A 23,963-nucleotide genomic window follows, 5' to 3' on the forward strand; every position below is an offset into this window, starting at 1 on the left:
GGGGAGGGCCCATGTCCCACGACTCCCGCACCGCACCGCGTATCTGTCCCCTCTGCGAGGCCACCTGCGGCCTCACCCTCACCATCGAGGGGGCCACCGTGACCGGTGCGCGCGGCGACCGCGACGACATCTTCAGCAGGGGCTTCATCTGCCCCAAGGGCGCGTCCTTCGGAGGCCTGGACGCCGACCCCGAACGGCTGCGCGTCCCGCTCGTGCGCGGTGCGGACGGGGAGTTCCACGACGCTTCCTGGAGCGAGGCGTTCGACCTGATCGCCGAGCGCGTACCGGCCCTGGCCGAGGCCCACGGGCAGCAGTCCGTCGGCGTGGTCCTCGGCAATCCCAACGTGCACACGATGGCGGGCGCCCTCTACCCGCCCCTGCTGCTCGGGGCCCTGCGCACCCGCAACGTGTTCACCGCGAGCACCCTGGACCAGATGCCCAAGCACGTCTCCAGCGGCCTCCTCTTCGGTGACGCGCACGCCATCCCCGTACCGGATCTCGACCGCACCGACCACCTTCTCCTGATCGGCGCCAACCCGCTGGAGTCCAACGGCAGTCTCTGCACCGCCCCCGACTTCCCCGGCCGGCTCAGGGCGCTGCGCCGCCGCGGCGGCACCCTCACCGTCATCGACCCGCGCCGCACCCGCACAGCCCGCCTCGCCGACCGGCACATCGCGATCCGGCCCGGCGCGGACGCCCTGCTGCTGGCGGCGATCGCGCACACCCTCATCGCCGAGAAGCTCGCCGCCCCCGGACCGCTCGCCGAGCACCTGGAAGGGCTCAACGAACTGGCCTCCTCCCTGGCCGACTTCACCCCGGAGGCGGTCGCCGCCGCCTGTGACGTGGATGCGGCCACCACCACCGCGCTCGCCCGTGAACTGGCCGCCGCCCCGACTGCCGCCGTCTACGGGCGGATCGGCAGCTGCACCGTCGAGCACGGCACCCTCGCCAGCTGGCTCGTGGACGTTCTCAACATCCTCACCGGCAACCTGGACCGCCCCGGCGGCGCGCTCTTCCCGCTCTCCGCGACCGCGACCGCGCGCGCCCCGCGCGAAGCCGCCCCCGGGTCACGTGCGGCCGCCCCCGGCAAGGGCTTCACCCTCGGGCGCTGGGTGAGCCGGGTCTCCGGGCATCCCGAGGCCAAGGGCGAACTGCCCATCGCCGCCCTGGCCGAGGAGATCGAGACCCCGGGCGAGGGCCGCATCCGTGCCCTGCTCGTCCTCGCCGCCAACCCCGTACTCTCCGCACCCGACGGCGACCGCCTGGACGCGGCCCTCGCCGACCGGCTCGACTTCATGGTCAGCGTCGACCCGTACCTCAACGAGACCTCCCGCCGCGCCGACGTCGTCCTGCCCCCGCCGCCGCCTTCGCAGAGCGCCCACTTCGACTTCGCGTTCAACTCCTTCGCCGTGCACAACCAGGTCCGTTACACCCGCGCCCCCGTCCTCCTGGAGGACGGACGGATGGACGAGAGCGAGGTCCTCGCCCGGCTGATCCTCGCGGTGAGCGGGAAGCACGGAGCCCCGCCCTCCGCCGTGGACGACCTGGCCATCGACACCGCGCTCACCCGGGCCGGGGCCCCGAAGGAACTGGCCGCAGAACTCACCGGCGAGAGCGGGCCCGAACGGCGCCTCGACCTCATGCTGCGCCTCGGCCCGTACGGTCTGACGCTGGAGCAGCTCCTCGCCCACCCCCACGGCATCGACCTCGGCCCGCTGCGGCCCCGGCTCCCGGAAATCCTGCGCACCCGCTCCGGCCGCATCGAACTGCTCCCCGCCCCGATCGCCGCCGATCTGCCGCGCCTGCGCCGGGCGCTGGGGGAGCGGCCCGCCCCGCTCGTCCTCGTCGGCCGCCGCCATCTGCGCTCCAACAACAGCTGGATGCACAACGTCGGCTCGCTGAGCGGCGGTACCAACGTCTGCACCCTCCAGGTCCACCCCGACGACGCGGCCCGCCTGGGGCTCGTGGACGGGGCCACCGTACGGATCGAGTCCTCCGGCGGCGCGGTCGAGGCCCCCGCCGAGATCACGGAAACCGTACGCAGCGGAGTGGTGAGCCTCCCGCACGGCTGGGGCCACAGCCGCCCCGGGACCCGTATGTCGGTGGCCGCCGCCCACCCCGGGGCGAACGTGAACCAGCTGCTCGACGGCACTTTTCTGGACCCGCTGTCCGGTACGGCCGTGCTGAACGCCATTCCGGTATCCGTCACCCCCTTGCCCTAGCGGCAGCGCTTTGACCTGGGGTTTTGCTCGTATTGCTCACGCGTCGACATCTTGTTAACGCTACGAGAGGACCCCTAACGTCGTCCGGACCGCCGAGACCGGTGGGAGTTCAAGGATGAACGTTAGGTATCCCCCATGCTGACAATCCTCGGCTTCGTCATGATCGCGACCTTCCTGGTCCTGATCATGACGAAGAAGATGTCGCCGATCGCGGCGCTGGTACTGATCCCCGCACTGTTCTGTGTCGCCGTCGGGCAGGGAGCGCAGCTCGGCGACTACGTCATCGACGGCGTCGGCAACCTCGCGCCGACCGCCGCCATGCTGATGTTCGCCATCATCTACTTCGGTGTGATGATCGACGTCGGCCTGTTCGACCCGATCGTCCGGGGCATCCTCCGCTTCTGCAAGGCCGACCCGCTGCGGATCGTCGTCGGTACGGCGGTGCTCGCCGCGATCGTCTCCTTGGACGGCGACGGCTCCACCACCTTCATGATCACCGTCTCGGCGATGTATCCGCTCTACAAACGCCTCAAGATGAGCCTCGTCGTGATGACCGGCGTGGCGGCCACCGCGAACGGCGTCATGAACACCCTTCCCTGGGGCGGACCCACCGCCCGCGCCGCGACCGCCCTCGAACTGGACGCCTCCGAGATCTTCGTGCCCATGATCCCGGCGCTCGCCGTCGGACTGCTCGCGGTGTTCCTGCTGGCGTACGTGCTCGGCCGCCGCGAGCGCGGGCGCCTGGGCTTGCTCACACTGGACGAGGAGCTCGTGCGGGAGGCGGAGCCGGAGACCGTGGCGGTCGGAGCCGTCGGCACGGGCGGCGAGGACCGTCTCCGCAAGGGCCCGGCCGCCTCGGACCCGGATTCCTCGGGGACCGCCGCGGGCCCGGATTCCTCAGGCGCCGCCTCGGGCTCCGACTCCTCTGGCACCGCCTCGGGGTTCACGGACGCGGACCCCGACGAGGACGAAGGCGACGACGAGGAGGAGTTCAAGGGCCTGGACCCGAACCGGTCCACGCTCCGCCCGAAGCTCTACTGGTTCAACGCCGGCCTCACCGTCGCCCTGCTGGCCGCGATGATCATGGAGCTGCTGCCGATCCCGGTGCTCTTCCTGCTCGGCGCGGCCCTCGCCCTCACCGTCAACTTCCCCCGCATGCCGGACCAGCGGGCCCGGATCGCCGCCCATGCCGACAACGTCCTGAACGTATCCGGCATGGTCTTCGCCGCCGCCGTCTTCACCGGTGTCCTCACCGGTACGGGCATGGTCGAGCACATGGCCGACTGGGTCGTGAGCGCCGTCCCCGACGCGATGGGCCCGCACATGGCCATCGTCACCGGCCTGCTCAGCCTGCCGCTCACGTACTTCATGTCCAACGACGGCTTCTACTTCGGCGTCGTCCCGGTCCTCGCCGAGGCCGGGGCCGCCCACGGGGTCTCCCCGCTGGAGATCGCCCGCGCCTCCCTGGCGGGCCAGGCGCTGCACATGTCCTCGCCGCTGGTACCCGCCGTGTACGTCCTCGTCGGCATGGCGAAGGTCGAGTTCGGCGACCACACCCGGTTCACCGTCAAGTGGGCCGTGCTCACCTCCCTCGTCGTGCTCGGGGCGGGCATCCTCTTCGGCACCATCTAGCACCATCTGGACGGCACTCGCCGGACGGCACTCGCCGGACGGCACCCGCCGGAGGGCCGCCGCCGGAAGGCGCCCGCGCCCGGCGCGCACTCCGGCATGACCGGCGTGACCGGTGTCTCCGGAGGCTCCCTGGCGCCGAAAAACTAACGGCGCTAGTTTGGGCGGGTGTGGCAGGGCCCCGCGCCCGCCGCACGGCTTCGGCGCTCCGCACAGCACGTCCGGGAGGAAACAGCCATGAAGGCCCATGACCAGATGTACATCGACGGCGCGTGGCGGCCCGCCGTCGGCCGGGACACGATCGCGGTCGTGAACCCGGCCGACGAGCAGGTCATCGCCCACGTGCCGGCGGGCACGGCCGAGGACGTCGACGCGGCGGTACGGGCCGCGCGGGCCGCTCTCCCCGCCTGGGCCGCCACCCCGCCCGCCGAGCGCGCGGCCCGGCTCACCGCGCTCGCCGACGCGCTGGCCGCCCGCAAGGACGAGCTGGCCGAGACGATCACCGCCGAGCTGGGCTCGCCGCTGCCGCTCTCGCAGATGGTCCACGCGGGCGTCCCGGTGCTGGTCGCCTCCTCGTACGCCGAACTGGCCGCGCGCCACACCTTCGAGGAGCGGATCGGCAACTCCACCGTGCTCCTGGAGCCGGTCGGCGTCGTCGGCGCGATCACCCCGTGGAACTACCCGCTCCACCAGATCGTCGCCAAGGTCGCCCCCGCCCTCGCCGCGGGCTGCACGATCGTCCTCAAGCCCGCCGAGGACACCCCGCTCACCGCCCAGCTCTTCGCCGAGGCCACCGAGGCCGCAGGTCTGCCGCCCGGCGTCTTCAACCTCGTCACCGGCCTCGGACCGGTCGCGGGCCAGGCGCTCGCCGCGCACGAGGACGTCGACCTGGTCTCCTTCACCGGCTCCACCGCCGTCGGCAAGCAGATCGGGGCCACCGCCGGGGCCGCCGTCAAGCGCGTCGCCCTCGAACTGGGCGGCAAGTCCGCCAACGTCATCCTCCCCGGCGCGGACCTCGCCAAGGCCGTCAACGTCGGCATCGCCAACGTGATGACCAACTCCGGCCAGACGTGCAGCGCCTGGACCCGGATGCTCGTGGACGCCGAGCGGTACGACGAGGCCGTGGAGCTCGCGGCGAACGCCGTCACCAAGTACGTCGCCGGGGAGCGGGTCGGCCCGCTCGTCAACGCCAAGCAGCAGGCCCGGGTGCGCGGCTACATCGAGAGGGGCGTCGCGGAAGGCGCCCGGCTGGTCGCGGGCGGCCCGGAAGCCCCTCTGGAGAGCGGCTACTACGTCAGCCCCACCGTCTTCGCCGACGTCACCCCGGACATGACCATCGCCCAGGAGGAGATCTTCGGCCCGGTCGTCTCGATCCTCCGCTACGAGGACGTGGACGATGCCCTGCGGATCGCCAACGACACCGTCTACGGGCTGGCGGGCGCCGTGTGGGCCAAGGACGACGAGGAGGCGGTGGCCTTCGCCCGCCGGATGGACACCGGGCAGGTCGACATCAACGGCGGGCGGTTCAACCCGCTGGCCCCGTTCGGCGGTTACAAGCAGTCGGGGGTGGGGCGCGAGCTGGGGGCGCACGGTCTGGCGGAGTATCTCCAGACGAAGTCGCTCCAGTTCTGAACCCGCAACCGTCCCATAAGTCCCTCATCCAGGAGTCTGTTCGTGGTCCGCGCCGCCGTACTGCCCGCCGTCGGAGCTCCGCTGGAGATCACCGACATCGTCCTGCCGGAGCCCGGCCCCGGCCAGGTGCGCGTCGCGCTCGCCGCCGCCGGGGTCTGCCACTCCGACCTGTCCCTGTCCAACGGCACCATGCGCGTCCCGGTGCCCGCCGTCCTCGGCCACGAGGGCGCGGGAACCGTCCTGGCGGTCGGCGAGGGTGTCACCCATGTCGCCCCGGGCGACGGCGTCGTCCTCAACTGGGCGCCTTCCTGCGGGGCCTGCTTCCACTGCGGGATCGGCGAGGTGTGGCTCTGCGCCGACGCCCTCAAGGGGACCGCCAACCTCCATGCCCGTACGGCGGACGGCACGGAGCTCCACCCGGGGCTCAACGTCGCGGCCTTCGCCGAGGAGACCGTCGTCGCCGCGAACTGCGTGCTCCCCGCCCCCGACGGCGTCCCTCTCACCGACGCCGCGCTCCTCGGCTGCGCGGTCCTCACCGGCTACGGGGCGATCCACCACAGCGCCCGGGTCCGTGAGGGCGAGAGCGTCGTCGTGTTCGGGATCGGCGGCGTCGGCCTCGCCGTGCTCCAGGCCGCCCGGATCGCGGGCGCCTCCCGGATCATCGCGGTCGACGTCTCCCCGGCCAAGGAGGAGCTCGCCCGGCAGGCCGGAGCCACCGACTACGCCATCGCCTCCGCCACCACCGCGCGCGAGGTCCGCAAACTGACCGGAGGCCAGGGCGCGGACGTCGCCGTGGAGTGCGTCGGGCGGCCCGCGACCATCCGCGCCGCCTGGGAGTCCACCCGGCGCGGCGGGCGTACCACGGTCGTCGGCATCGGCGGCAAGGACCAGGAGGTCACCTTCAACGCCCTGGAGATCTTCCACTGGGGCCGCTCCCTGACGGGCTGCGTGTACGGCAACAGCGACCCGGCCCGCGATCTGCCCGCCCTCGCCGACCACATCCGCGCGGGCCGCTTCGACCTGTCGATGATGGTCACCGAGCGCATCGCCCTGGACGGCATTCCCGCCGCCTTCGACAACATGGTCGCGGGCAAGGGCGGCCGAGCCCTGGTGGTCTTCCGGAATTCATGACCCAGGACACCGGGGAGAGGGTCAGTAGTCCGTCGTCCGGGACGTCGATGTCACCGGCCCCAGCAGCCGGGCGTCCATCTCGCCCTCCTCGAACAGCCGGGAGGCCGGGCCCACGATCAGCGGGTCCGGCACCCCGACCGCCTCCGGGTCCTTGCCCGGGTAGTCGAAGCGGTCCAGCACATGCCGCATCGCCTCCAGCCGGGCCCGCTTCTTGTCGTTGCTCTTCACCACCGTCCAGGGCGCGTCGGCGGTGTCGGTGTGGAAGAGCATCAGCTCCTTGGCCTCGGTGTACTCGTCCCACTTGTCCAGCGACGCCAGATCGACGGGGCTCAGCTTCCACCGCCGTACCGGGTCGATCTGCCGGATCATGAACCGGTTGCGCTGCTCGTTGCGGGAGACGGAGAACCAGAACTTCACCAGGCGGACGCCGTCCCGGGCGAGCATCCGCTCGAAGCCCGGCGCCTGGTGCATGAACTCCAGGTACTCGTGGGTCGTGCAGAACCCCATCACCCGCTCCACGCCCGCCCGGTTGTACCAGGACCGGTCGAACAGGACGATCTCCCCGGCGCTCGGCAGATGCGCCGCATAGCGCTGGAAGTACCACTGGGTGCGTTCGCGCTCGGTCGGTTTCTCCAGCGCCACCACCCGCGCACCGCGCGGATTGAGGTGCTCGGTGAACCGTCTGATCGTGCCGCCCTTGCCCGCCGCGTCCCGCCCCTCGAAGAGGATCACCAGCCGCTCGTCGCGCTCCTTCACCCAGTGCTGGAGCTTCAGCAGTTCGATCTGGAGCGCCCGCTTGGCCCGGTCGTAGTCGCGGCGGCGCAGCTTGCGGTCGTACGGGTAGTCCTCCCGCCAGGCGTCACGCGCATGTCCCTCCGGGGTCACCAGGACCGGATCGTCGTCACCGCTGTCGGCCACCGCGAACCCGTCCAGAAGCGACCCGCCGTAGCGGGCCGCCCGCCGGTCCGCCTCCGCCGCCCGCCGGTCCGCCTCCGGGGCGCTGCCGCCGCCTCGTCCGGCCTTTCCCTTGGTTCCGCTACGTCCGTTCCGCTTGGCGCTCCGGGTCATGACGGGATCCCTCCACCGGCCGGGCCGGATTTCCGCGTGTGGAGCCAGTCTGCTGACGGCTCCGGGAGACCGCCACCCCGGCCAGGCAGAGCGCCCCGCCGACGATGCCGAGCGAGGTCGGCACCTCGTCCAGCAGCACCCACGCCATCCCCACGACCAGCGCCGGAACCGCGTACGTGGTCGCGCCCATCCGGCCCGCGGTGGTCCGGGCCATCGCGTAGCCCCAGGTCGTGAAGGCCAGCGCGGTCGGGAAGACGCCCAGGTAGACCATGTTCAGCGTGGCGGACAGCGGCGCGTCGGCCGCCTCGGAGACCAGCGCCCCGGTGAACGGCAGGCAGGCGACGGCCCCGATCAGGCAGCCGAAGGTGTTGACCTGGAGCGAGGAGCCGTGCGCCAGGGCCGGCTTCTGGCTCACCGCGCCCGCCGCGTACGCCAGCGCGGCCAGCAGGCACAGCGCCACGCCCAGCACGGAGGAGCCGCCGTGTCCGGACATCGCGAGGCCGACCACGACCGCGCCCGCGAACGAGACGCCCATCCCCGCCAGCAGTCGGCGCGGCAGCCCCTCGCCGAGCATCCGGGCGCCCAGCAGGGCGATCAGGATCGGCCCGATGTTCACCAGCATCGCCGCCGTGCCCGCGTCCACCTCCCGCTCGCCCCAGTTCAGGACCACCATGTACAGCCCGAACCACAGCAGCCCCGAGGTGACGATCCCCGGCCAGGCACCCTTGCCGGGCAGCCCCTCCCGTCGTACGAGCAGGATCGCCCCGAGCACCAGCGTCCCCGCCAGCAGCCGCCCGAGGGCCAGGGCACCGGGGGAGTACGCCTCGCCCGCACTGCGGATCGAGACGAAGGCGGAGGCCCACAGCACGACGGTGGTGCAGGCGGCGGCCGGGGTGCGCCACTGGCGGGCCGGTACGGGGACCGGAAGGAGTGTCGGGGGCGTCGTCATGGCCACGACCGTAGGGTCGGGACGCTTCGGCACCCACTCGATTGTCGAGGACCGTCAATCGTCAAAGCGGCCGGGCGACGGCGCCGCAGGCCGTGCGTACTCCTCGTACTGGAGCGCCAGCCCGTCCAGCAACGCCCGCAGCCCCACCTCGAACGCCCCGTCGTCCACCTGCCGCCGGCGGTCGGCCAACAGGTGCGCCTGGCCCAGGTGCGGGTAGTCGGCCGGGTCGTAGGCACTCTCGTCGTCGACGAACCCCCCGGCGAAGGACCCCAGCGCGGACCCGGTGATGAAGTACCGCATCAGCGCCCCGATCCGGGTCGCCTGCGCGGGCGGCCACCCCGCCCCCACCATCGCCCCGAACACCGCGTCGGCGACCCGCAGCCCCGCCGGACGGCGCCCGGGGCCCCGGGCGAGCACGGGCACGATGTGCGGATGCGCGGCGAGGGCGGCCCGGTAGGACAGCGCCCAGTCGTGCAGGGCCGCACGCCAGTCGCGCGGGTCCGACTCCTCGAACATCGACAGGTCGACCTGTACGGAGACGGCGTCGGCGACCGCGTCGAGGATCTCGTCCTTGTTGCGGAAGTGGTTGTAGAGCGAGGGCCCGCTGACGCCCAGGACCGCCGCAAGACGACGGGTGGAGACGGCGTCGAGCCCCTCGGCGTCCACGAGCGCGCTCGCCGCCCCGACGATGCGGTCTCTGCTGAGGAGGGGCTTGCGCGGTCGGGCCATGCGGCCCATAGTAGGGCCCCCGAGCCAGAAACTAGCAGTGCTAATTAAAGCGCTGGCGAGAGGTGGGGTGGCGCACGATGGACCTGACGCTCAGTGAGGAGCAGGAAGCCGTCCGCAAGCTGGCGGCGGACTTCGTCGCCCGCGAGGTCGCGCCACACGCCGCCGCGTGGGACCGGGCCGAGAATGTCGACAGGTCGATCGTGAAGAAGCTCGGGGACCTCGGCTTCCTCGGGCTCACCGTCCCCGAGGAGTACGGCGGCTCCGGCGGGGACCACCTCTCCTACTGTCTGGTCACCGAGGAGCTGGGCCGCGGCGACTCCTCCGTGCGCGGCATCGTCTCCGTATCGCTCGGTCTGGTCGCCAAGACCCTCGCGTCCTGGGGGAGCGAGGAGCAGAAGCGGCAGTGGCTGCCCCGGCTGACGGCGGGCGAGGCGATCGGCTGCTTCGGCCTCACCGAGCCCGGCACCGGTTCGGACGCCGGGAACCTCGCCACCCGGGCCGTACGCGACGGCGGTGACTACGTCGTTAACGGCACCAAGATGTTCATCACCAACGGCACCTGGGCCGACGTGGTGCTGCTCTTCGCCCGCACGAACGAGGCCCCCGGCCACCGCGGGGTCTCCGCCTTCCTCGTCCCCGCCGACGCCCCCGGCCTCACCCGGCGCGCCATCCACGGCAAGCTCGGCCTGCGCGGCCAGGCCACCGCCGAACTGGTGATGGAGGATGTCCGGGTACCCGCGGCCGCCCTCCTCGGCCCCGAGGGCAAGGGCTTCTCCATCGCCATGTCCGCCCTGGCCAAGGGGCGGATGTCGGTCGCCGCGGGCTGTGTGGGCATCGCCCAGGCCGCCCTGGACGCGGCCGTGCGCTACGCCGGTGAGCGCGAGCAGTTCGGCAAGGCCATCGCCCGCCACCAGCTCGTCCAGGAGCTGCTGAGCGACATCGCCGTGGACGTGGACGCCGCCCGGCTGCTCACCTGGCGGGTCGCTGATCTGGTCGACCGGGGCCAGGAGTTCGCCACCGCCGCCTCCAAGGCCAAGCTGTACGCCTCCGAGGCCGCCGTCCGCTGCGCCGGCAACGCCCTCCAGGTCTTCGGTGGCTACGGCTACATCGACGAGTACCCGGTCGGCAAACTCCTGCGGGACGCCCGGGTGATGACGCTCTACGAGGGCACCAGCCAGATCCAGAAGCTCATCATCGGCCGCGCGCTGACGGGTGTCTCCGCGTTCTGAGCGCCGTCGGCCCCGGTTCGCACGGGTGTCTGAGTAGCCGCCTGAGTACGTGCGCGGATGTGGCGTGCGCCACGCCGGCGGATGCTCGACCCATGAGTGACACGACATCGGTCAAGCAGCAGAGCACCGCCGCCTTCTACGGCCAGGCCGTCGCCTCCTTCCTGGTGGCGATGGGTGCGGTGGCCCTCGGTATCTTCTTCCTCGACGCCGACGCCTGGGTGCGCGGCTTCCTCGCCATCGGCGTGCTCTACCTCGTCACGTCCTGCTTCACGCTGGCCAAGGTGATCCGGGACCGCCAGGAGGCCGGGCAGATCGTCAGCCGGGTGGACCAGGCCCGGCTGGAGAAGATCCTCGCCGAGCACGACCCCTTCCAGAAGCTCTGACCCGGCAGGACGGCGAGACGGCTCTGAGCGGAGACAGCCCTAAGCGCTTGCTCAGGTTCGGGGTATGGTGTTCGTCCTGTTGACGGAGAGGGGCCCTGAGCGATGAGTACGGCGGAGGAGACGAGCGGCGAGGACGCCCCGTGGGGCGAGGTCACTCCCGAGGCGGCCAGGCGGCTCCTCGTCGCCGCCGTGGACGCCTTCGCCGAGCGCGGGTACCACGCGACCACCACCCGTGACATCGCCGGGCGGGCCGGGATGAGCCCCGCTGCCCTCTACATCCACTACAAGACCAAGGAAGAGCTGCTCCACCGGATCAGCAAGATCGGCCACGAACGGGCGCTGTATGTCCTGGAGGCCGAGGCGGACCGGGACGGCACCGCCGCCGAGCGGCTCGCCGGGGCCGCCCGCTCCTTCGTCCGCTGGCACGCCGAGCGGCACACCACCGCCCGGGTCGTGCAGTACGAGCTCGACGCCCTCGGCGACGAGCACCGTACGGAGATCGTCGCGCTGCGCCGCAAGAGCGACGCGGTGGTGCGCCGGATCATCAGCGAGGGTGTGCGGGACGGTGAGTTCGACGTCCCGGACATTCCCGGCACCACGCTCGCGGTGCTGTCCCTCTGCATCGATGTGGCCCGCTGGTTCAACGCCCAGGGCAGCCGCACGCCCGACGAGGTCGGCGAGCTGTACGCCGGCCTCGTCCTGCGGATGGTCGGAGCCCGTACGGCCCCGGACCGCAGGTAGTCACGGCTCCGGATCGTACGCGGTCTCGGCCCCCGGGCCGCAGGTGTTCACGGCCCCGGATCAGAAGTAGTAGCGGGACACCGACTCGGCCACGCAGGCAGGCTTCTCGCTGTCCTCGCGCTCGACCGTGACGACGGCCGTGACCTGCACGCCGCCGCCCACCTCCTCGACGCTCCGGAGCACCGCCGTGGCCCGCAGCCGGGAGCCCACCGGGACGGTCGAGGGGAAACGGACCTTGTTCGTCCCGTAGTTGATGCCCATCTTCATGCCCTCGACCCGCATCACCTGCGGCACCAGCGCGGGCAGCAGCGACAGCGTCAGATAGCCGTGCGCGATCGTCGTGCCGAAGGGTCCTTCCTTCGCGCGCTCCGGGTCCACATGGATCCACTGGTGGTCGCCGGTCGCCTCGGCGAACTGGTCGATCCTCTTCTGCTCGATCTCCAGCCAGTCGCTGTGTCCCAGCTGCTCGCCCACTCCGTCCCGCAGCTCCTGTGCGGACGTGAAGATCTTCGGCTCTGCCATGTTCCCGGTCCCTGCCTTCCGGCTCGCCGCACCCTCCGGCGCGATGTCTAAGCGCTTGCTCAGCATCATGGTGCGGCGCGTTCCTGTCAACGACATGGCAGTAGGTTTGAGGAGTGCCCCAGATCCCACAGACACTCCACGAACTCTCGGTCGGCCAGCTCTCGGCGCGCAGCGGGGCCGCTGTCTCGGCCCTGCACTTCTACGAGGCCAAGGGCCTGATCAGCAGCCGTCGCACCAGCGGCAACCAGCGCCGCTACTCCCGCGACGCGCTGCGCCGGGTCGCCTTCGTGCGGGCGGCACAACGCGTCGGCATCCCGCTGGCCACGATCCGGGACGCGCTCGCCGAGCTGCCCGAGGAGCGCACGCCGAACCACGAGGACTGGGCTCGGCTCTCCGAGGTCTGGCGCAAGGAACTCGACGAGCGGATCGAGCAGTTGCACCGGCTGCGCGACCATCTGACCGACTGCATCGGGTGCGGCTGTCTGTCGCTGGAGACCTGTGTGCTGTCCAACCCCGACGACATCACGGGTGAGCGGATCACCGGCTCCCGTCTGATGCCGGAGCGCAAGCGTTCCTCGTAGCCACCCCCTGGGTGCTACGCCGCCGTCGCGGTGGGCTTCCGGTGTCGCGGCAGCCGGGCCATCGCCAGCGTGCGGTCCGTCAGGGCGGGCCGGGGCACCGCGATCCCGCAGCCCGTGCACACCGGACCCGCCCAGGACTCGCGTCCCCGTTCCTGCCACTCGATGCCGGTGCCCGCGCAGACCGGGCAGGCGGAGCCGGGTCCGGAACCGAGGGCGGCGATGAGGCGGCGCAGCACCTCGGCCAGCGGTTCGGTGGGGTGCACCCCGGGGTCGGCGCAGCGGGCCACCCCGTGCCCGCCCCAGGTACGGCGGTGCCAGTCGTCGAACGCGCCTGGCCGCCGCAGCCCCGCGTGCTTCTCGCGCCGCCGCCGCTCGGCGAACCCCGCCTCGTACGCGAGCCAGACGGCCCGCGCCTCCTCCAGTTCCTCCAGCGCGCTCACCAGGCGCGCCGGATCGGGTGCCCGGTCCTCGGGATCGATCCCGTGCCGGGCGCACAGATGGTCCCAGGTCGCCCGGTGACCGTACGGGGCGAATCTCTCCAGGCACTTGCGCAACGAATACCGCCGCAGGGCCAGATCGCCCAGCGGATCGCGGACCTGTCTCGCCAGACTCCGGAAACCGGCCATGGCACTCTCCACCTCCGTCGCTCGTCCTTGGACGTCAAGGAATGGACGTACGATTGCCCGTTTCGGCTCCGTCGAAAGATGAAACCCGTCCATTGGCTGAGACTCCCCATGTCGGGCGGGGTGGCGCGGGCGGAAGCGGAACGGCGCGCGGGCAGGTGGTGAGAGGGCGTGCGGCCGCGCCGGAATGCGGTGGCGGCGACCCGGGCGGGTGCGGTTGGGTGTGCGCATGACAGCGAGTCACCCGCGCCTGGAAAAGGTCACCCCCGATAACGTCATCGCCGCCTGTCGGCTGGAAGTCGCGCCCGAGCAGCGGAAGTTCGTCTCGCCCGTCGCGCAGTCCCTGGCCGAGGCCTACGTGCACCCCGAGGTCGCCTGGCCCCGGCTGATCTGTGACGGCGAGCGCATCGTGGGCTTCGTGATGGCCTTCTTCGACGTGTCCTTCGACTACGACGCGGGGGTGCCACACGCCCCGCCGCGCTCCGGGCTCTGGCGGCTCGCCGTCGCCGCGGGGGAGCAGGGCCGGGGGTACGGGCGGTTCGCGGTGGGCGCGGTGAACGAGGAGATCCGGCGGCGCGGCGGGAGGCGCTCGACCGTGACCTGGCACCCGGGGGAGGGCGGACCGGAGGAGTTCTACCTCCGGCTCGGCTACCGCAAGCGGGGGCTGACGGAGGACGGCGAGTACCTCGGCGACCTGGACCTCGGTGCCTGAGAGGCCGCCCGGCGCCACCCTCTCCGCCCCCGCTACCCCCCGTACCGCAGATAGCGTCGCCGCTTCGCCCGGAAGGCCGCCAGGTCCTCCTGCCAGGCGCCCGCCACCGCGTCGGTGTCCGCGCCCGCGTCGATCATCGTGCGGACCCGGGTGCTGCCGGTGAGCTTGTCGATCCAGCGGTCCGGGCGCCAGGCGAAGCCGCTCCACGTCTCCCTCGCCGTCACCAGCAGGGCGATGCCGGTGCGGACCGGGTCGAAGACCTCCCGGTCCTGCACGTGCACCTGCACCCCGCCCACCGTCTTCCCCGCGAACTTGGAGAACACCGGCGCGAAGTACGCCTCGCGGAAGGCGACGCCCGGCAGCTCCAGCGCGTTCGCGGCGGCCGCCCAGCGGCGGTCGATGCCCTCCGCGCCCAGCAGCTCGAACGGCCGTGTGGTGCCCCGGCCCTCGGAGAGGTTGGTGCCCTCGAAGAGACAGGTGCCGGAGTAGACGAGGGCCGTCCCTGGCGTCGGCATGTTCGGGCTCGGCGGCACCCAGGGCAGCCCGGTGTCGTCGAAGAAGTCCGAGCGCCGCCACCCGGACATCCTCACCACGTCCAGCCGTACGGGATTCTCGTGCAGGAACTCCGCGTTGAAGAACAGCGCCAGCTCCGCCACCGTCATCCCGTGCGCCTGGGCGATCTCCCGGCGGCCGACGAACGTGGCGAACGCCGGGTCCAGCACCGGCCCCAGAGCCGCCCGCCCGGTAACCGGGTTCGGCCGGTCCAGCACCACCAGCCGCTTGCCCGCGAGCGCGGCCGCCTCCATGCAGTCGTACAGCGTCCAGATGTACGTGTAGAAGCGCGCGCCCGCGTCCTGGATGTCGAAGAGCACCGTGTCCACGCCCGAGGCGGTGAAGATGTCCGCGAGCGGCTGCCCGCTCTTGAGGTACGTGTCGTAGACCGGCAGCCCGGTCGCCGGGTCGTCGTAACGCCCCTCCGAACCGCCCGCCTGAGCGGTGCCCCGGAAGCCGTGCTCGGGGCCGAAGACGGCGGTCAGGTTCACCCGCGAGTCCGGGTGCATCACATCGACGATGTGCCGGACGTCCGCGGTGACCCCGGTCGGGTTGGTGACGACGCCGACCCGCTGGCCCCGCAGCAGCCGGTACCCGTCCGCCGCCAGCCGGTCGAAGCCGGTACGGACCCGGCCCCGCCCGGGTCCGGGACGGTGCCCCGGGGCGGCGGCCGAGGCGGGAGCGGCGCCCGTCGCCGTCGCCGCGAGCGCGCCGACGGCGCCTCCGGCGGCCAGCAGGCCACGTCGGGACAGACTCATTGAGCTACCTCCATGATCGCGCCCCCGTGATCGAGCCGACTGTCATGCCCACGCACGCTAGCGCGGGCGGGGCCAGCACGGAACGACCCGCGCCGCGCCGGTTCCCGAGCCCGCACTCCGGGCCCCGGCCATCCCTCCTCCCGGCCCTTCCCCGAGTACATACCGACCGGTTAGTCTGCCGATGGCCGGCGGGACCGGCCGGACGGGACCGGGCGGGAGAGAGGCAGGACGGCGATGGATACGGTGCGGGGCGCGGGCGTGGTGGTCACCGGGGCCGGAGGCGGTATCGGAGCCGCTCTGGCCCGCAGGTTCGCCGCCGAGGGGGCGCGGGTCGTGGTCAACGACCTCGACCTGGCACGGATCGAGCCGCTGGCGAAGGAGATCGGCGGCTCTGCCGTCGCCGGGGACGCCTCGGGCGTCGTGGACGCGGCCCGGGAGGCGCTGGGCGGCACGGTGGACGTCTACTGCGCCAACGCGGGCCTGGCCTCGCCCGGCGACGCGTTCGCCGACGAGGAGGTCTGGGCGGCGGCCTGGGACGTCAATGTCATGGCCCACGTCCGCGCGGCCAGGGCCCTGCTCCCCGAGTGGCTGGAGCGCGGCGGCGGCCGCTTCGTCACCACCGCATCCGCCGCCGGGCTGCTGACGATGATCGGCGCGGCTCCCTACAGCGTCACCAAGCACGGGGCGGTCGCCTTCGCCGAATGGCTCTCGCTGACCTACCGGCACCGGGGGGTCAAGGTCCACGCGATCTGCCCGCAGGGCGTGCGGACCGACATGCTCACCGCCGCGGGTTCGGCCGGCGAGCTGGTCCTCGCGCCCGGCGCCATCGAGCCGGAGGGCGTTGCCGACGCGCTGTTCGACGCGATGGAGGCAGACCGTTTCCTGGTCCTGCCGCACCCCGAGGTGGCCGGGTACTACCAGGCCCGAGCCGCCGACCCCGACCGCTGGATGGGCAGCATGAACCGCCTCCAGCAGAAGTGGGAGGAGGCGGGCGGAGCGTGAGCGACGTGGCCCCCGGCACCTCCCCCTGCGCGGCCAAGCCATGGCTCGCCCTGCTCGGCGAGGTCCAGCGCGCCCCCGTCACCCCGCCCCCGACCGTGCTGCACGCCTTCCGGCGGCCGTCGACCGGGCCCCGGGCCGCGCGGCCCGCCTCCGGGTTCAAGGTGCGGCCCCGCGAGGTGGAGGACGTCCTCCGCACCCACCCGGCGGTACGCGAGGCGGCGGTCGTGGGCGCGCCGGACGCGTACCGGGGAGAGACCGTCCGGGCCTGCGTCAGCCCGCGTCCGGAAGCCTCCGTGGAACCCGACGAACTCGGTGTGTACTGCAAGGAACGGCTTGCCGTGTACAAGTATCCGCGCGAGCTGGTGATCCTGACCGAGCCGCCGAAGACGGCGAGTGGGAAGATCCTCAGGCGGGAACTGCGTTCCTCCCGTTAGAACGGCGTCGAAACAGCACACGCACGGTACGAAAGGAAGGTGGCGGCTCATGGCCAAGGCGACGGACCAGAACGGCACTCCCGTCCCCCAACGGCTGCTGGCCGCCGCCACCCGGCTCTTCGCCGAGCGCGGGTACGACCGCACCTCGGTCCAGGAGATCGTCGAGGCGGCGGGCGTCACCAAGGGGGCGCTCTACCACTACTTCGGCTCCAAGGAGGATCTGCTCCAGGAGGTCTACGCCCGGGTGCTGCGGCTCCAGCAGGAGCGCCTGGACGCCTTCGCGGACGCCGACGCCCCCGTGGAGGAGCGGCTGCGCGACGCGGCGGCCGACGTGGTCGTGACGACCATCGACAACCTGGACGACGCGGCGATCTTCTTCCGCTCCATGCACCATCTGAGCCCGGAGAAGAACAAGCAGGTACGGGTGGAGCGCCGCCGCTATCACGAGCGGTTCCGGGCCCTGATCGAGGAGGGCCAGCGCAGCGGTGTCTTCTCCTCGGCCACCCCCGCCGACCTGGTCGTCGACTACCACTTCGGCTCGGTCCACCACCTCTCCACCTGGTACCGCCCCGACGGCCCGCTCAGTCGCCAGGAGGTCGCCGACCACCTCGCGGACCTGCTGCTGAGGGCGCTGCGCCCGTAGGCCCAGGGCGGCTCGCGGCGGCGACGATCCACTGGCCCGTTCCGCGCGGCGGGGTGAGTCTGGATGTATGAGGCATGTCCGGCCTCCCCCGGAGGCGCAGACGTTCACGGGCGAGGGTTGGTTCGTTAATAGAACGGACTTGTCCGGTTTCCGCTCTTGACGGAGTACTGTCATTTCCTTGAGCATCGGTCACGCATCGCGCACAGCCAGCTCCAGGACCCGGCCGGGCACCGCGCGGCCGGGTACCCCCCGCACGTTCCGTCAGTCCCCAACGGAATCCGGAGCCCGTGAATGAGACCGAACCGCTTCACCCTGCGCAGATCCCCGGCGGCCATCGCCGCCGTCGCCCTCGCAGCCCTCCTCGCGACCGCCGCGCCCACCGCGCAGGCGGCCGGGGCGACGACACCGGTGGCTGCCGCCGCGGCGGCCCCCGACATCCCCCTGGCCAACGTCAAGGCCCACCTCTCGCAGTTCTCGACGATCGCCGCGAACAACGGCGGCAACCGCGCCCACGGCCGCCCCGGCTACAAGGCGTCCGTCGACTACGTGAAGGCCAAGCTGGATGCGGCCGGATACACCACCACGGTCCAGCAGTTCACCTCCAACGGCGCCACCGGCTACAACCTCATAGCCGACTGGCCCGGCGGTGACCCGAACGAGGTCCTGATGGCCGGGGCGCACCTCGACTCCGTCTCCTCGGGCGCCGGGATCAACGACAACGCCTCCGGATCGGCGGCCGTGCTGGAGACCGCCCTCGCCGTCTCCCGCGCCGGGTACCAGCCCGACAAGCACCTGCGGTTCGCCTGGTGGGGGGCGGAGGAACTGGGCCTGGTCGGCTCCCGGTTCTACGTCAACAACCTGCCGTCCGCCGAGCGTTCCAAGCTCTCCGGCTATCTCAACTTCGACATGATCGGCTCGCCCAACGCCGGCTACTTCGTCTACGACGACGACCCGGTCATCGAGAAGACGTTCAAGGACTACTTCGCGGGCCTGGGCGTCCCCACCGAGATCGAGACCGAGGGCGACGGCCGTTCCGACCACGCCCCGTTCAAGAGCGCGGGCGTCCCCGTCGGCGGGCTCTTCACCGGCGCCGGATACACCAAGTCCGCCGCCCAGGCCCAGAAGTGGGGCGGCACCGCGGGGCAGGCCTTCGACCGCTGCTACCACTCGTCCTGCGACAACCTGGGCAACATCAACGACACCGCCCTGGACCGCAACAGCGACGCCGCCGCCCACGCGATCTGGACCCTGTCCGCGGACTCCACGGGCGAACCGCCCGCGGACGACGTCTACTCCAACCCCACCCGGGTCGCCATCCCGGACGCCGGATCGGCCGTGACCTCCTCGATCGCGGTCACCGGACGGACGGGCAACGCCCCGGCCGCACTCCAGGTGGGCGTGGACATCAAGCACACCTGGCGCGGTGACCTGGTCATCGACCTGCTGGCCCCGGACGGCACCGCCTACCGGCTGAAGAACGCCAGCGGCGGCGACTCGGCCGACAACGTCGTCGCGACGTACACGGTGAACGCCTCCGACAAGGCCGCCAACGGCGAATGGAAGCTCCGCGTCCAGGACGTCGCCCGGTACGACACCGGCTACATCGACGGCTGGAAGCTCACCTTCTGACCCTCGGGCAGTCCGGGTGCGGCCCCCTCCCGCAGTCCTGCGGGAGGGGGCCGCACCCGGCTCTCAGACGTACCGCTTGATCTCCCGCCGGGCCAGCGACCGCTGGTGCACCTCGTCCGGCCCGTCCGCCAGCCGAAGCGTCCGCGCCGCCGCCCACAGCTCCGCCAGCGGGAAGTCCTGACTGACCCCGCCCGCCCCGTGCAGCTGTACCGCGGAGTCCAGGATGTCCACGACCGCGCGCGGGGTGGCGATCTTGATGGCCTGGATCTCGGTGTGCGCGCCCTTGTTGCCCACCGTGTCCATCAGCCAGGCCGTCTTCAGCACCAGCAGCCGCAGCTGCTCCACCGTCACCCGGGCGTCCGCGATCCAGTTCTGCACGACGCCCTGCTGGGCCAGCGGCCTGCCGAACGCCGTACGTTCCACCGCGCGCCGGCACATCAGCTCGATGGCCCGCTCCGCCATCCCGATCAGCCGCATGCAGTGGTGGATGCGCCCCGGACCCAGCCGCGCCTGCGCGATGGCGAAGCCGCCGCCCTCCTCGCCGATCAGGTTCGCGGCGGGCACCCGTACGTCGCGGAAGACCACCTCGGCATGACCGCCGTGGGAGTGGTCCTCGTAGCCGTACACCCGCATGGCGCGCCGCACTTCGAGGCCCGGGGTGTCGCGGGGGACCAGGATCATCGACTGCTGGCGGCGGATGTCGTCGCCGTCCGGGTCGGTCTTGCCCATCACGATGAAGACCGCGCAGTCCGGGTTCATCGCCCCGGAGATGTACCACTTGCGCCCGTTGATGACGTAGTCACCGCCTTCCCGGATCATCCGGGTCTCGATGTTCGTCGCGTCCGAGGACGCCACCTCCGGCTCCGTCATCGCGAACGCGGAACGGATCTCCCCGGCGAGCAGCGGCTCCAGCCACTGCTTCCGCTGCTCGTCGGTGCCGAACTGGAGGAGCACCTCCATGTTCCCGGTGTCCGGCGCCGCGCAGTTCAGCGCGGTCGGCGCGAGATGCGGGGAGCGCCCGGTGATCTCCGCGAGCGGCGCGTACTGGAGGTTCGTCAGCCCCGCCCCGTACTCCGCGTCCGGCAGGAAGAGGTTCCACAGCCCCTGCCGCCGGGCCTCGGCCTTCAGCTCGCCCACCACCGCCGGGGTGTCCCACGGCGAGGCCAGCAGCGCCCGCTGCTCCTCGGCGACCTGCTCCGCCGGATACACGTGCTCGTCCATGAAGGCGAGCAGCCGGGAACGCAGCTCCTCGGTACGGGCGTCGAATGCGAAGTCCATGGGTGTTCAGCCTTCCTGGAGGGTGGTGAGGCCGTGCTCGATGAAGACGGGGACGAGATCGCCGATCCGGTCGAAGCCCGCGCCGACGGTCTGGCCGAGGGTGTAGCGGTAGTGGATGCCCTCCAGGATCACGGCGAGCTTGAACCACGCGAACGCCGTGTACCAGGCGATGGCGGAGGTGTCCCGGCCCGATCGGGCTGCGTAGCGCTCGATCAGCTCGGCGGGGGCCGGGTGCCCGGCCGCGCCGCTGGTGGTGGAGACCGGGGAGCCGGCCAGACCGAGATCGGAGCTGTACATCACGAGCAGCCCGAGGTCGGTCAGCGGATCGCCCAGCGTGGACATCTCCCAGTCAAGAACGGCCTTGATCCGGTCGTCGGAGCCCAGCAGCACGTTGTCCAGCCGGTAGTCGCCGTGGACGACGGCGGGGGCGGGGGAGGAGGGCAGCGCGCGGCCGAGGGAGGCGTGCAGCTCGTCGATGCCCGCCAGATCACGGTTGCGGGAGGCGTCCAGCTGCTTGCCCCAGCGCCGCAGCTGCCGGTCCAGGAAGCCGTCCGGCCGCCCGAAGTCACCGAGCCCCACGGCCCCCGGCTCCACCGCGTGCAGATCGACCAGGGTGTCGACGAGCCCGAGGACCGCGGCCCGGGTGCGCTCGGGGCCCAGCGGGGCGAGCTGCTCGGCGGTGCGGTACGGGGTGCCTTCCACGTACTCCATGACGTAGAACGGCGCACCGAGCACCGTCTCGTCCTCGCAGAGCAGCACCGGCTCCGGCACCGGGACGGCGGTGGGGTGCAGGGCGCTGATCACCCGGTGCTCGCGCTTCATGTCGTGCGCGGTGGCCAGGACGTGCCCGAGCGGAGGCCTGCGCACCACCCACCGGCCCGTCCCGTCGCCGACGACGTACGTGAGGTTCGAGCGGCCGCCCTCGATCAGCCGCGCTTCGAGGGGCCCGCTCACCAGCCCGGGGCGCTCGCGGTCGAGGTGTCCGCGCAGCTGCTCGGGGTCGATGCCTGGTGGGGGGACGGGACTCATGGGGCGCACCTCCGGGGCGACAGAACGAACGCCCACCATGATGCCGACCAGTCGGTATGTCGTCCAGTGCCTGCGGCGCCGGTTATCGGGGAGGGTTCGCTTCCGCCGCTCCCCGTGGGGGCGCGGCCCTGAGTTGCGCCATCGCTGACCTGCGCGGAAGGTCGAGGGATGAAGGCGATCAGCTACAACGCGTACGGCTCGGCCGACGTCCTGGAGTACGGCGAGCGGCCCGACCCCAAGGTCGGCCCCGACTCGGTCCTGGTGAAGGTGCGGGCCGCCGCCGTCAACCCGGTCGACTGGAAGGCCCGCGAGGGCTACCTCCAAGGCGCCCTCGAAGCCGTCTTCCCGGTGATCCCCGGCTGGGACGTCTCCGGGGTCGTCGTGCAACCCGGCGTCGCCGTCGACGAGTTCGCGGTGGGCGACGAGGTCATCGGCTACGTACGCGAGGACTTCCTCTCGCGCGGCACGTTCGCCGAGTACGTCGCCGCCCCCGTGCGCACCCTCGCCCGCAAGCCGCTGAGCCTGAGCTTCGAGGAGGCCGCGGGCCTGCCGCTGGCCGGGCTGACCGCGTACCAGGTGCTGCACCGCACCCTGAAGGTCCGCGACGGCGACACCGTTCTGGTCCACGCGGCGGCGGGCGGCGTCGGATCGCTCGCCGTCCAGATCGCCCGGCACACCGGCTGCCGGGTCATCGGCACCGCGAGCCCCCGCAACCACGACCATCTGCGCAGCCTCGGCGCGGAGCCGGTGGAGTACGGCGAGGGGCTCGTCGACCGGCTGCGGGAGCTGGTCCCCGAGGGCTTCGACGCCGCCTTCGACACGGTGGGCGGCGACGCGCTGCGCGCCTCCGCCGACACCCTCGCCCCCGGCGGGCGGCTCGCCTCCGTCGCGGACAGCGAGGTCTTCTCCTACGGTGGCCGCTACGCCTTCGTCCGCCCCGACGCGAACGATCTGGCCCAGGTCGCGGAGCTGGCCGAACAGGGCATCGTCACCGTCCACGTGGACCGGGTGTTCCCGCTGGAGCAGGCCGCCGAGGCGTACCGGCTCAACGAGGAGGGGCGGACCCGGGGGAAGATCGTGGTGACGGTGGACTGGGAGGCCTGAGGCTTCCCCGGGCCCAGGAGCCTCAGAACAGCATCGCCGCCGCGAACCCCGCCAGCGCCACCGTGCACAGCGCCGTCAGCAGCGCCCCGCTGGACGCGAGCGGCTCCGGACGCGCCACGCCCATGTGCACCACCCTGCGGTGCGCCACCACCAGCAACCCCAGCCAGGCCAGCGCGCTGAGCGCCACCGCGACCAGCGCGGCCGGGGTCGCACCGCTGTGCGAGGCCTGCCGCACGGCGAGCAGCGCGACCACGGTGGCGGACAGCGTGGTACGCCGCCAGGCCAGCCGGGTCCGCTCGGGCTGGAGCCCCGGGTCCCGGTCGCCTGCCGCCGTCACCGGCCCTCCCAGCCGAAGAGGACCACCACCACCATCGCCACGGCGACGACGGCGACCGCGAGTGACAGCAGCGTCGGAAAGCGGGACACCGGCAGATCCTCGCCCCGGCGCATCGCCCGTTCGCACCGCGCCCAGTGGTTGACCGCGCGCAGCGCGCACATCACCCCGGCGGCCAGCAGCCCGAGCGCGAGGCCCGCCCGGACGCCCCACGCCAGCTCCGGCAGGAACTGGTCGACGGCGAAACCTCCGCCGATCAGGGCCAGAGCCGTCCGGATCCAGGCGAGGAACGTCCGCTCGTTGGCCAGCGAGAACCGGTAGTCGGGGGTGTTTCCCTCCTCCCGGACGCGCTGCGGCGCGAACCACAGCCGTACGCTCTGCGCGATCTTGTTCACACGGGCACCTTAGGGGATCTCGTCCACGTTCAGACGGACCGGAACTCCCGCAGCCGGCGGTACGCCTCAAGGCCGTCGGGCACCCAGGCCCACTCACCGAGCCGCCGCTCCAGCTCGCCGTCGTCGAGGAACGCGTGCCAGGCGACCTCCTCGGCCTGCGGCACCACCGGAAGCTCGCAGCGCACCTGGTAGACGGCGGACCACCAGGTGTGCTCGGCACCGGCGTACAGGAACCGGAACAGCGGCTCGGGCTTCGGCAGCCCCGACACCCCCAACTCCTCCTCGGCCTCCCGAAGCGCCGCCTCGTCGTACGACTCGCCCGCTCCCACGACCCCGCCGACGAACATGTCGTAGCGGGAGGGGAAGACCAGCTTCGTGGGCGTGCGGCGGTGCACGAAGACCCGCCCCCCGGCGTCACGCGCCTCGATGAACACGCAGCGATGGCGCAGCCCCCGCGCGGTCGCCTCACCGCGCGGGGCCTGCCCGATGACCTCGTCGTTCTCGTCGACGATGTCCAGGATCTCGTCGGAAGGCCTCATGCACCCATCCAACCGCACCCTGGTGGTTGACGTGGCACCGGCGGGTACCGAAGATCTGACGCACGGGTAACTTGAACGTTTCGCCGCCCCTGAGCCTCCCCGAACAGGATGGAAC

At 72.1% G+C, this 23,963-nt stretch carries 24 protein-coding genes and 1 pseudogene; 14 read left to right on the forward strand and 11 right to left on the reverse strand.

What is annotated here, in order from left to right; translation table 11 throughout:
- The first annotated feature begins 11 nt into the window (after window positions 1-11).
- From CIB93_RS17445 to CIB93_RS17460, 4 genes are all read left to right on the forward strand, one after another.
- Window positions 12-2,222 carry a molybdopterin-dependent oxidoreductase gene (locus CIB93_RS17445; RefSeq protein ID WP_096627810.1) on the forward strand — a complete coding sequence of 737 codons (2,211 nt, stop codon included), beginning with the start codon at window positions 12-14 and terminating at the stop codon, window positions 2,220-2,222.
- A 135-nt stretch (window positions 2,223-2,357) separates the two neighbouring features.
- Window positions 2,358-3,854, forward strand: coding sequence for a CitMHS family transporter (locus CIB93_RS17450; RefSeq protein ID WP_096627811.1), 1,497 nt, complete (start codon window positions 2,358-2,360; stop codon window positions 3,852-3,854).
- 234 nt (window positions 3,855-4,088) lie between these two features.
- The gene (locus CIB93_RS17455; RefSeq protein WP_096627813.1) at window positions 4,089-5,483 is read left to right on the forward strand and encodes an aldehyde dehydrogenase family protein; all 1,395 of its coding nucleotides are present in this window, start codon (window positions 4,089-4,091) and stop codon (window positions 5,481-5,483) included.
- 42 nt (window positions 5,484-5,525) lie between these two features.
- Window positions 5,526-6,614, forward strand: coding sequence for a Zn-dependent alcohol dehydrogenase (locus tag CIB93_RS17460; protein ID WP_096627815.1), 1,089 nt, complete (start codon window positions 5,526-5,528; stop codon window positions 6,612-6,614).
- Window positions 6,615-6,635: 21 nt separating this feature from the next.
- On the opposite strand, the gene ppk2 is transcribed toward CIB93_RS17460, so the two are convergent.
- The 3 genes from ppk2 to CIB93_RS17475 are packed head-to-tail and all read right to left on the reverse strand — an operon-like array spanning window position 6,636 to window position 9,360.
- Window positions 6,636-7,682, reverse strand: coding sequence for a polyphosphate kinase 2 (gene ppk2 / locus CIB93_RS17465; RefSeq protein WP_096627817.1), 1,047 nt, complete (start codon window positions 7,680-7,682; stop codon window positions 6,636-6,638).
- A complete protein-coding gene (locus CIB93_RS17470) occupies window positions 7,651-8,631 on the reverse strand; it encodes a DMT family transporter (protein WP_096627818.1) in 981 nt (326 codons plus the stop codon). The genes ppk2 and CIB93_RS17470 overlap by 32 nt, the downstream gene beginning before the upstream one ends.
- 54 nt (window positions 8,632-8,685) lie before the next feature.
- Window positions 8,686-9,360, reverse strand: coding sequence for a TetR/AcrR family transcriptional regulator (locus tag CIB93_RS17475; protein WP_096627889.1), 675 nt, complete (start codon window positions 9,358-9,360; stop codon window positions 8,686-8,688).
- Window positions 9,361-9,437: 77 nt separating this feature from the next.
- On the opposite strand from CIB93_RS17475, the gene CIB93_RS17480 reads away from it, so the two are divergent.
- From CIB93_RS17480 to CIB93_RS17490, 3 genes are all read left to right on the forward strand, one after another.
- Window positions 9,438-10,589 carry an acyl-CoA dehydrogenase family protein gene (locus CIB93_RS17480; protein ID WP_096627820.1) on the forward strand — a complete coding sequence of 384 codons (1,152 nt, stop codon included), beginning with the start codon at window positions 9,438-9,440 and terminating at the stop codon, window positions 10,587-10,589.
- A 92-nt stretch (window positions 10,590-10,681) separates the two neighbouring features.
- Window positions 10,682-10,972 carry a YiaA/YiaB family inner membrane protein gene (locus tag CIB93_RS17485; RefSeq protein WP_015607581.1) on the forward strand — a complete coding sequence of 97 codons (291 nt, stop codon included), beginning with the start codon at window positions 10,682-10,684 and terminating at the stop codon, window positions 10,970-10,972.
- A 102-nt stretch (window positions 10,973-11,074) separates the two neighbouring features.
- Complete coding sequence (locus CIB93_RS17490) at window positions 11,075-11,713, forward strand: TetR/AcrR family transcriptional regulator (RefSeq protein WP_096627822.1); 639 nt, start codon at window positions 11,075-11,077, stop codon at window positions 11,711-11,713.
- A 60-nt stretch (window positions 11,714-11,773) separates the two neighbouring features.
- Here the strand turns inward: CIB93_RS17490 and CIB93_RS17495 are convergent, their stop codons facing one another.
- Window positions 11,774-12,235, reverse strand: a complete 462-nt coding sequence (locus CIB93_RS17495; RefSeq protein ID WP_096627891.1) for a MaoC family dehydratase — start codon at window positions 12,233-12,235, stop codon at window positions 11,774-11,776.
- A gap of 113 nt (window positions 12,236-12,348) precedes the next feature.
- Here CIB93_RS17495 and soxR point away from each other — a divergent pair, with 113 nt between their 5' ends.
- Window positions 12,349-12,816, forward strand: coding sequence for a redox-sensitive transcriptional activator SoxR (gene soxR, locus CIB93_RS17500; protein WP_096627824.1), 468 nt, complete (start codon window positions 12,349-12,351; stop codon window positions 12,814-12,816).
- 14 nt (window positions 12,817-12,830) lie between these two features.
- Here the strand turns inward: soxR and CIB93_RS17505 are convergent, their stop codons facing one another.
- The gene (locus CIB93_RS17505; RefSeq protein WP_096627826.1) at window positions 12,831-13,442 is read right to left on the reverse strand and encodes a hypothetical protein; all 612 of its coding nucleotides are present in this window, start codon (window positions 13,440-13,442) and stop codon (window positions 12,831-12,833) included.
- 226 nt (window positions 13,443-13,668) lie between these two features.
- Here CIB93_RS17505 and CIB93_RS17510 point away from each other — a divergent pair, with 226 nt between their 5' ends.
- Window positions 13,669-14,151 (forward strand): GNAT family N-acetyltransferase, encoded by a 483-nt coding sequence (locus CIB93_RS17510; protein ID WP_096627828.1) that lies wholly within the window; start codon window positions 13,669-13,671, stop codon window positions 14,149-14,151.
- A 32-nt stretch (window positions 14,152-14,183) separates the two neighbouring features.
- Here the strand turns inward: CIB93_RS17510 and CIB93_RS17515 are convergent, their stop codons facing one another.
- Entirely contained in the window at window positions 14,184-15,461 is a 1,278-nt protein-coding gene (locus CIB93_RS17515) for an exo-beta-N-acetylmuramidase NamZ domain-containing protein (RefSeq protein WP_096627830.1), read from the reverse strand.
- 234 nt (window positions 15,462-15,695) lie between these two features.
- Here CIB93_RS17515 and CIB93_RS17520 point away from each other — a divergent pair, with 234 nt between their 5' ends.
- The 4 genes and pseudogenes from CIB93_RS17520 to CIB93_RS17535 all read left to right on the forward strand — a co-directional run bounded on the left by CIB93_RS17520 (window position 15,696) and on the right by CIB93_RS17535 (window position 19,169).
- Window positions 15,696-16,463, forward strand: a complete 768-nt coding sequence (locus CIB93_RS17520) for an SDR family oxidoreductase (protein ID WP_096627832.1) — start codon at window positions 15,696-15,698, stop codon at window positions 16,461-16,463.
- Window positions 16,464-16,609: 146 nt separating this feature from the next.
- Window positions 16,610-16,897, forward strand: a pseudogene (locus CIB93_RS17525) (long-chain fatty acid--CoA ligase); the annotation flags it as partial.
- A gap of 49 nt (window positions 16,898-16,946) precedes the next feature.
- Complete coding sequence (locus CIB93_RS17530; RefSeq protein WP_096627833.1) at window positions 16,947-17,540, forward strand: TetR/AcrR family transcriptional regulator; 594 nt, start codon at window positions 16,947-16,949, stop codon at window positions 17,538-17,540.
- 291 nt (window positions 17,541-17,831) lie between these two features.
- Window positions 17,832-19,169 (forward strand): M28 family metallopeptidase, encoded by a 1,338-nt coding sequence (locus tag CIB93_RS17535; RefSeq protein WP_096627835.1) that lies wholly within the window; start codon window positions 17,832-17,834, stop codon window positions 19,167-19,169.
- 63 nt (window positions 19,170-19,232) lie between these two features.
- Here CIB93_RS17535 and CIB93_RS17540 read toward each other — a convergent pair whose 3' ends face one another.
- Together CIB93_RS17540 and CIB93_RS17545 are read right to left on the reverse strand one after the other, a co-directional pair.
- Window positions 19,233-20,447, reverse strand: coding sequence for an acyl-CoA dehydrogenase family protein (locus CIB93_RS17540; RefSeq protein ID WP_096627836.1), 1,215 nt, complete (start codon window positions 20,445-20,447; stop codon window positions 19,233-19,235).
- Window positions 20,448-20,453: 6 nt separating this feature from the next.
- The gene (locus tag CIB93_RS17545) at window positions 20,454-21,476 is read right to left on the reverse strand and encodes a phosphotransferase family protein (RefSeq protein ID WP_096627838.1); all 1,023 of its coding nucleotides are present in this window, start codon (window positions 21,474-21,476) and stop codon (window positions 20,454-20,456) included.
- Window positions 21,477-21,644: 168 nt separating this feature from the next.
- On the opposite strand from CIB93_RS17545, the gene CIB93_RS17550 reads away from it, so the two are divergent.
- The gene (locus CIB93_RS17550) at window positions 21,645-22,580 is read left to right on the forward strand and encodes an NADP-dependent oxidoreductase (RefSeq protein ID WP_096627839.1); all 936 of its coding nucleotides are present in this window, start codon (window positions 21,645-21,647) and stop codon (window positions 22,578-22,580) included.
- A 22-nt stretch (window positions 22,581-22,602) separates the two neighbouring features.
- Here CIB93_RS17550 and CIB93_RS17555 read toward each other — a convergent pair whose 3' ends face one another.
- From CIB93_RS17555 to CIB93_RS17565, 3 genes are read right to left on the reverse strand one after another with little or no spacing between them, the layout of a single operon-like run.
- Window positions 22,603-22,917, reverse strand: coding sequence for a DUF202 domain-containing protein (locus CIB93_RS17555; protein ID WP_096627841.1), 315 nt, complete (start codon window positions 22,915-22,917; stop codon window positions 22,603-22,605).
- The gene (locus CIB93_RS17560) at window positions 22,914-23,309 is read right to left on the reverse strand and encodes a YidH family protein (RefSeq protein ID WP_096627842.1); all 396 of its coding nucleotides are present in this window, start codon (window positions 23,307-23,309) and stop codon (window positions 22,914-22,916) included. The genes CIB93_RS17555 and CIB93_RS17560 overlap by 4 nt, the downstream gene beginning before the upstream one ends.
- A gap of 29 nt (window positions 23,310-23,338) precedes the next feature.
- Window positions 23,339-23,848 (reverse strand): NUDIX domain-containing protein, encoded by a 510-nt coding sequence (locus CIB93_RS17565; RefSeq protein ID WP_096627844.1) that lies wholly within the window; start codon window positions 23,846-23,848, stop codon window positions 23,339-23,341.
- Window positions 23,849-23,963: the final 115 nt, after the last annotated feature.

It is taken from the genome of Streptomyces sp. WZ.A104 (assembly GCF_002382885.1).
In the GTDB taxonomy this organism is placed as follows: domain Bacteria; phylum Actinomycetota; class Actinomycetes; order Streptomycetales; family Streptomycetaceae; genus Streptomyces.

Coding starts and splice junctions, on each gene's coding strand:
- CIB93_RS17445 (WP_096627810.1), top strand. CDS start 12: ATGTCCCACGACTCCCGCACCGCACCGCGTATCTGTCCCCTCTGCGAG.
- CIB93_RS17450 (WP_096627811.1), top strand. CDS start 2,358: ATGCTGACAATCCTCGGCTTCGTCATGATCGCGACCTTCCTGGTCCTG.
- CIB93_RS17455 (WP_096627813.1), top strand. CDS start 4,089: ATGAAGGCCCATGACCAGATGTACATCGACGGCGCGTGGCGGCCCGCC.
- ppk2 (WP_096627817.1), bottom strand. CDS start 7,682: ATGACCCGGAGCGCCAAGCGGAACGGACGTAGCGGAACCAAGGGAAAG.
- CIB93_RS17470 (WP_096627818.1), bottom strand. CDS start 8,631: ATGACGACGCCCCCGACACTCCTTCCGGTCCCCGTACCGGCCCGCCAG.
- CIB93_RS17475 (WP_096627889.1), bottom strand. CDS start 9,360: ATGGCCCGACCGCGCAAGCCCCTCCTCAGCAGAGACCGCATCGTCGGG.
- CIB93_RS17480 (WP_096627820.1), top strand. CDS start 9,438: ATGGACCTGACGCTCAGTGAGGAGCAGGAAGCCGTCCGCAAGCTGGCG.
- CIB93_RS17485 (WP_015607581.1), top strand. CDS start 10,682: ATGAGTGACACGACATCGGTCAAGCAGCAGAGCACCGCCGCCTTCTAC.
- CIB93_RS17490 (WP_096627822.1), top strand. CDS start 11,075: ATGAGTACGGCGGAGGAGACGAGCGGCGAGGACGCCCCGTGGGGCGAG.
- CIB93_RS17495 (WP_096627891.1), bottom strand. CDS start 12,235: ATGGCAGAGCCGAAGATCTTCACGTCCGCACAGGAGCTGCGGGACGGA.
- CIB93_RS17505 (WP_096627826.1), bottom strand. CDS start 13,442: ATGGCCGGTTTCCGGAGTCTGGCGAGACAGGTCCGCGATCCGCTGGGC.
- CIB93_RS17510 (WP_096627828.1), top strand. CDS start 13,669: ATGACAGCGAGTCACCCGCGCCTGGAAAAGGTCACCCCCGATAACGTC.
- CIB93_RS17515 (WP_096627830.1), bottom strand. CDS start 15,461: ATGAGTCTGTCCCGACGTGGCCTGCTGGCCGCCGGAGGCGCCGTCGGC.
- CIB93_RS17520 (WP_096627832.1), top strand. CDS start 15,696: ATGGATACGGTGCGGGGCGCGGGCGTGGTGGTCACCGGGGCCGGAGGC.
- CIB93_RS17530 (WP_096627833.1), top strand. CDS start 16,947: ATGGCCAAGGCGACGGACCAGAACGGCACTCCCGTCCCCCAACGGCTG.
- CIB93_RS17535 (WP_096627835.1), top strand. CDS start 17,832: ATGAGACCGAACCGCTTCACCCTGCGCAGATCCCCGGCGGCCATCGCC.
- CIB93_RS17540 (WP_096627836.1), bottom strand. CDS start 20,447: ATGGACTTCGCATTCGACGCCCGTACCGAGGAGCTGCGTTCCCGGCTG.
- CIB93_RS17545 (WP_096627838.1), bottom strand. CDS start 21,476: ATGAGTCCCGTCCCCCCACCAGGCATCGACCCCGAGCAGCTGCGCGGA.
- CIB93_RS17550 (WP_096627839.1), top strand. CDS start 21,645: ATGAAGGCGATCAGCTACAACGCGTACGGCTCGGCCGACGTCCTGGAG.
- CIB93_RS17565 (WP_096627844.1), bottom strand. CDS start 23,848: ATGAGGCCTTCCGACGAGATCCTGGACATCGTCGACGAGAACGACGAG.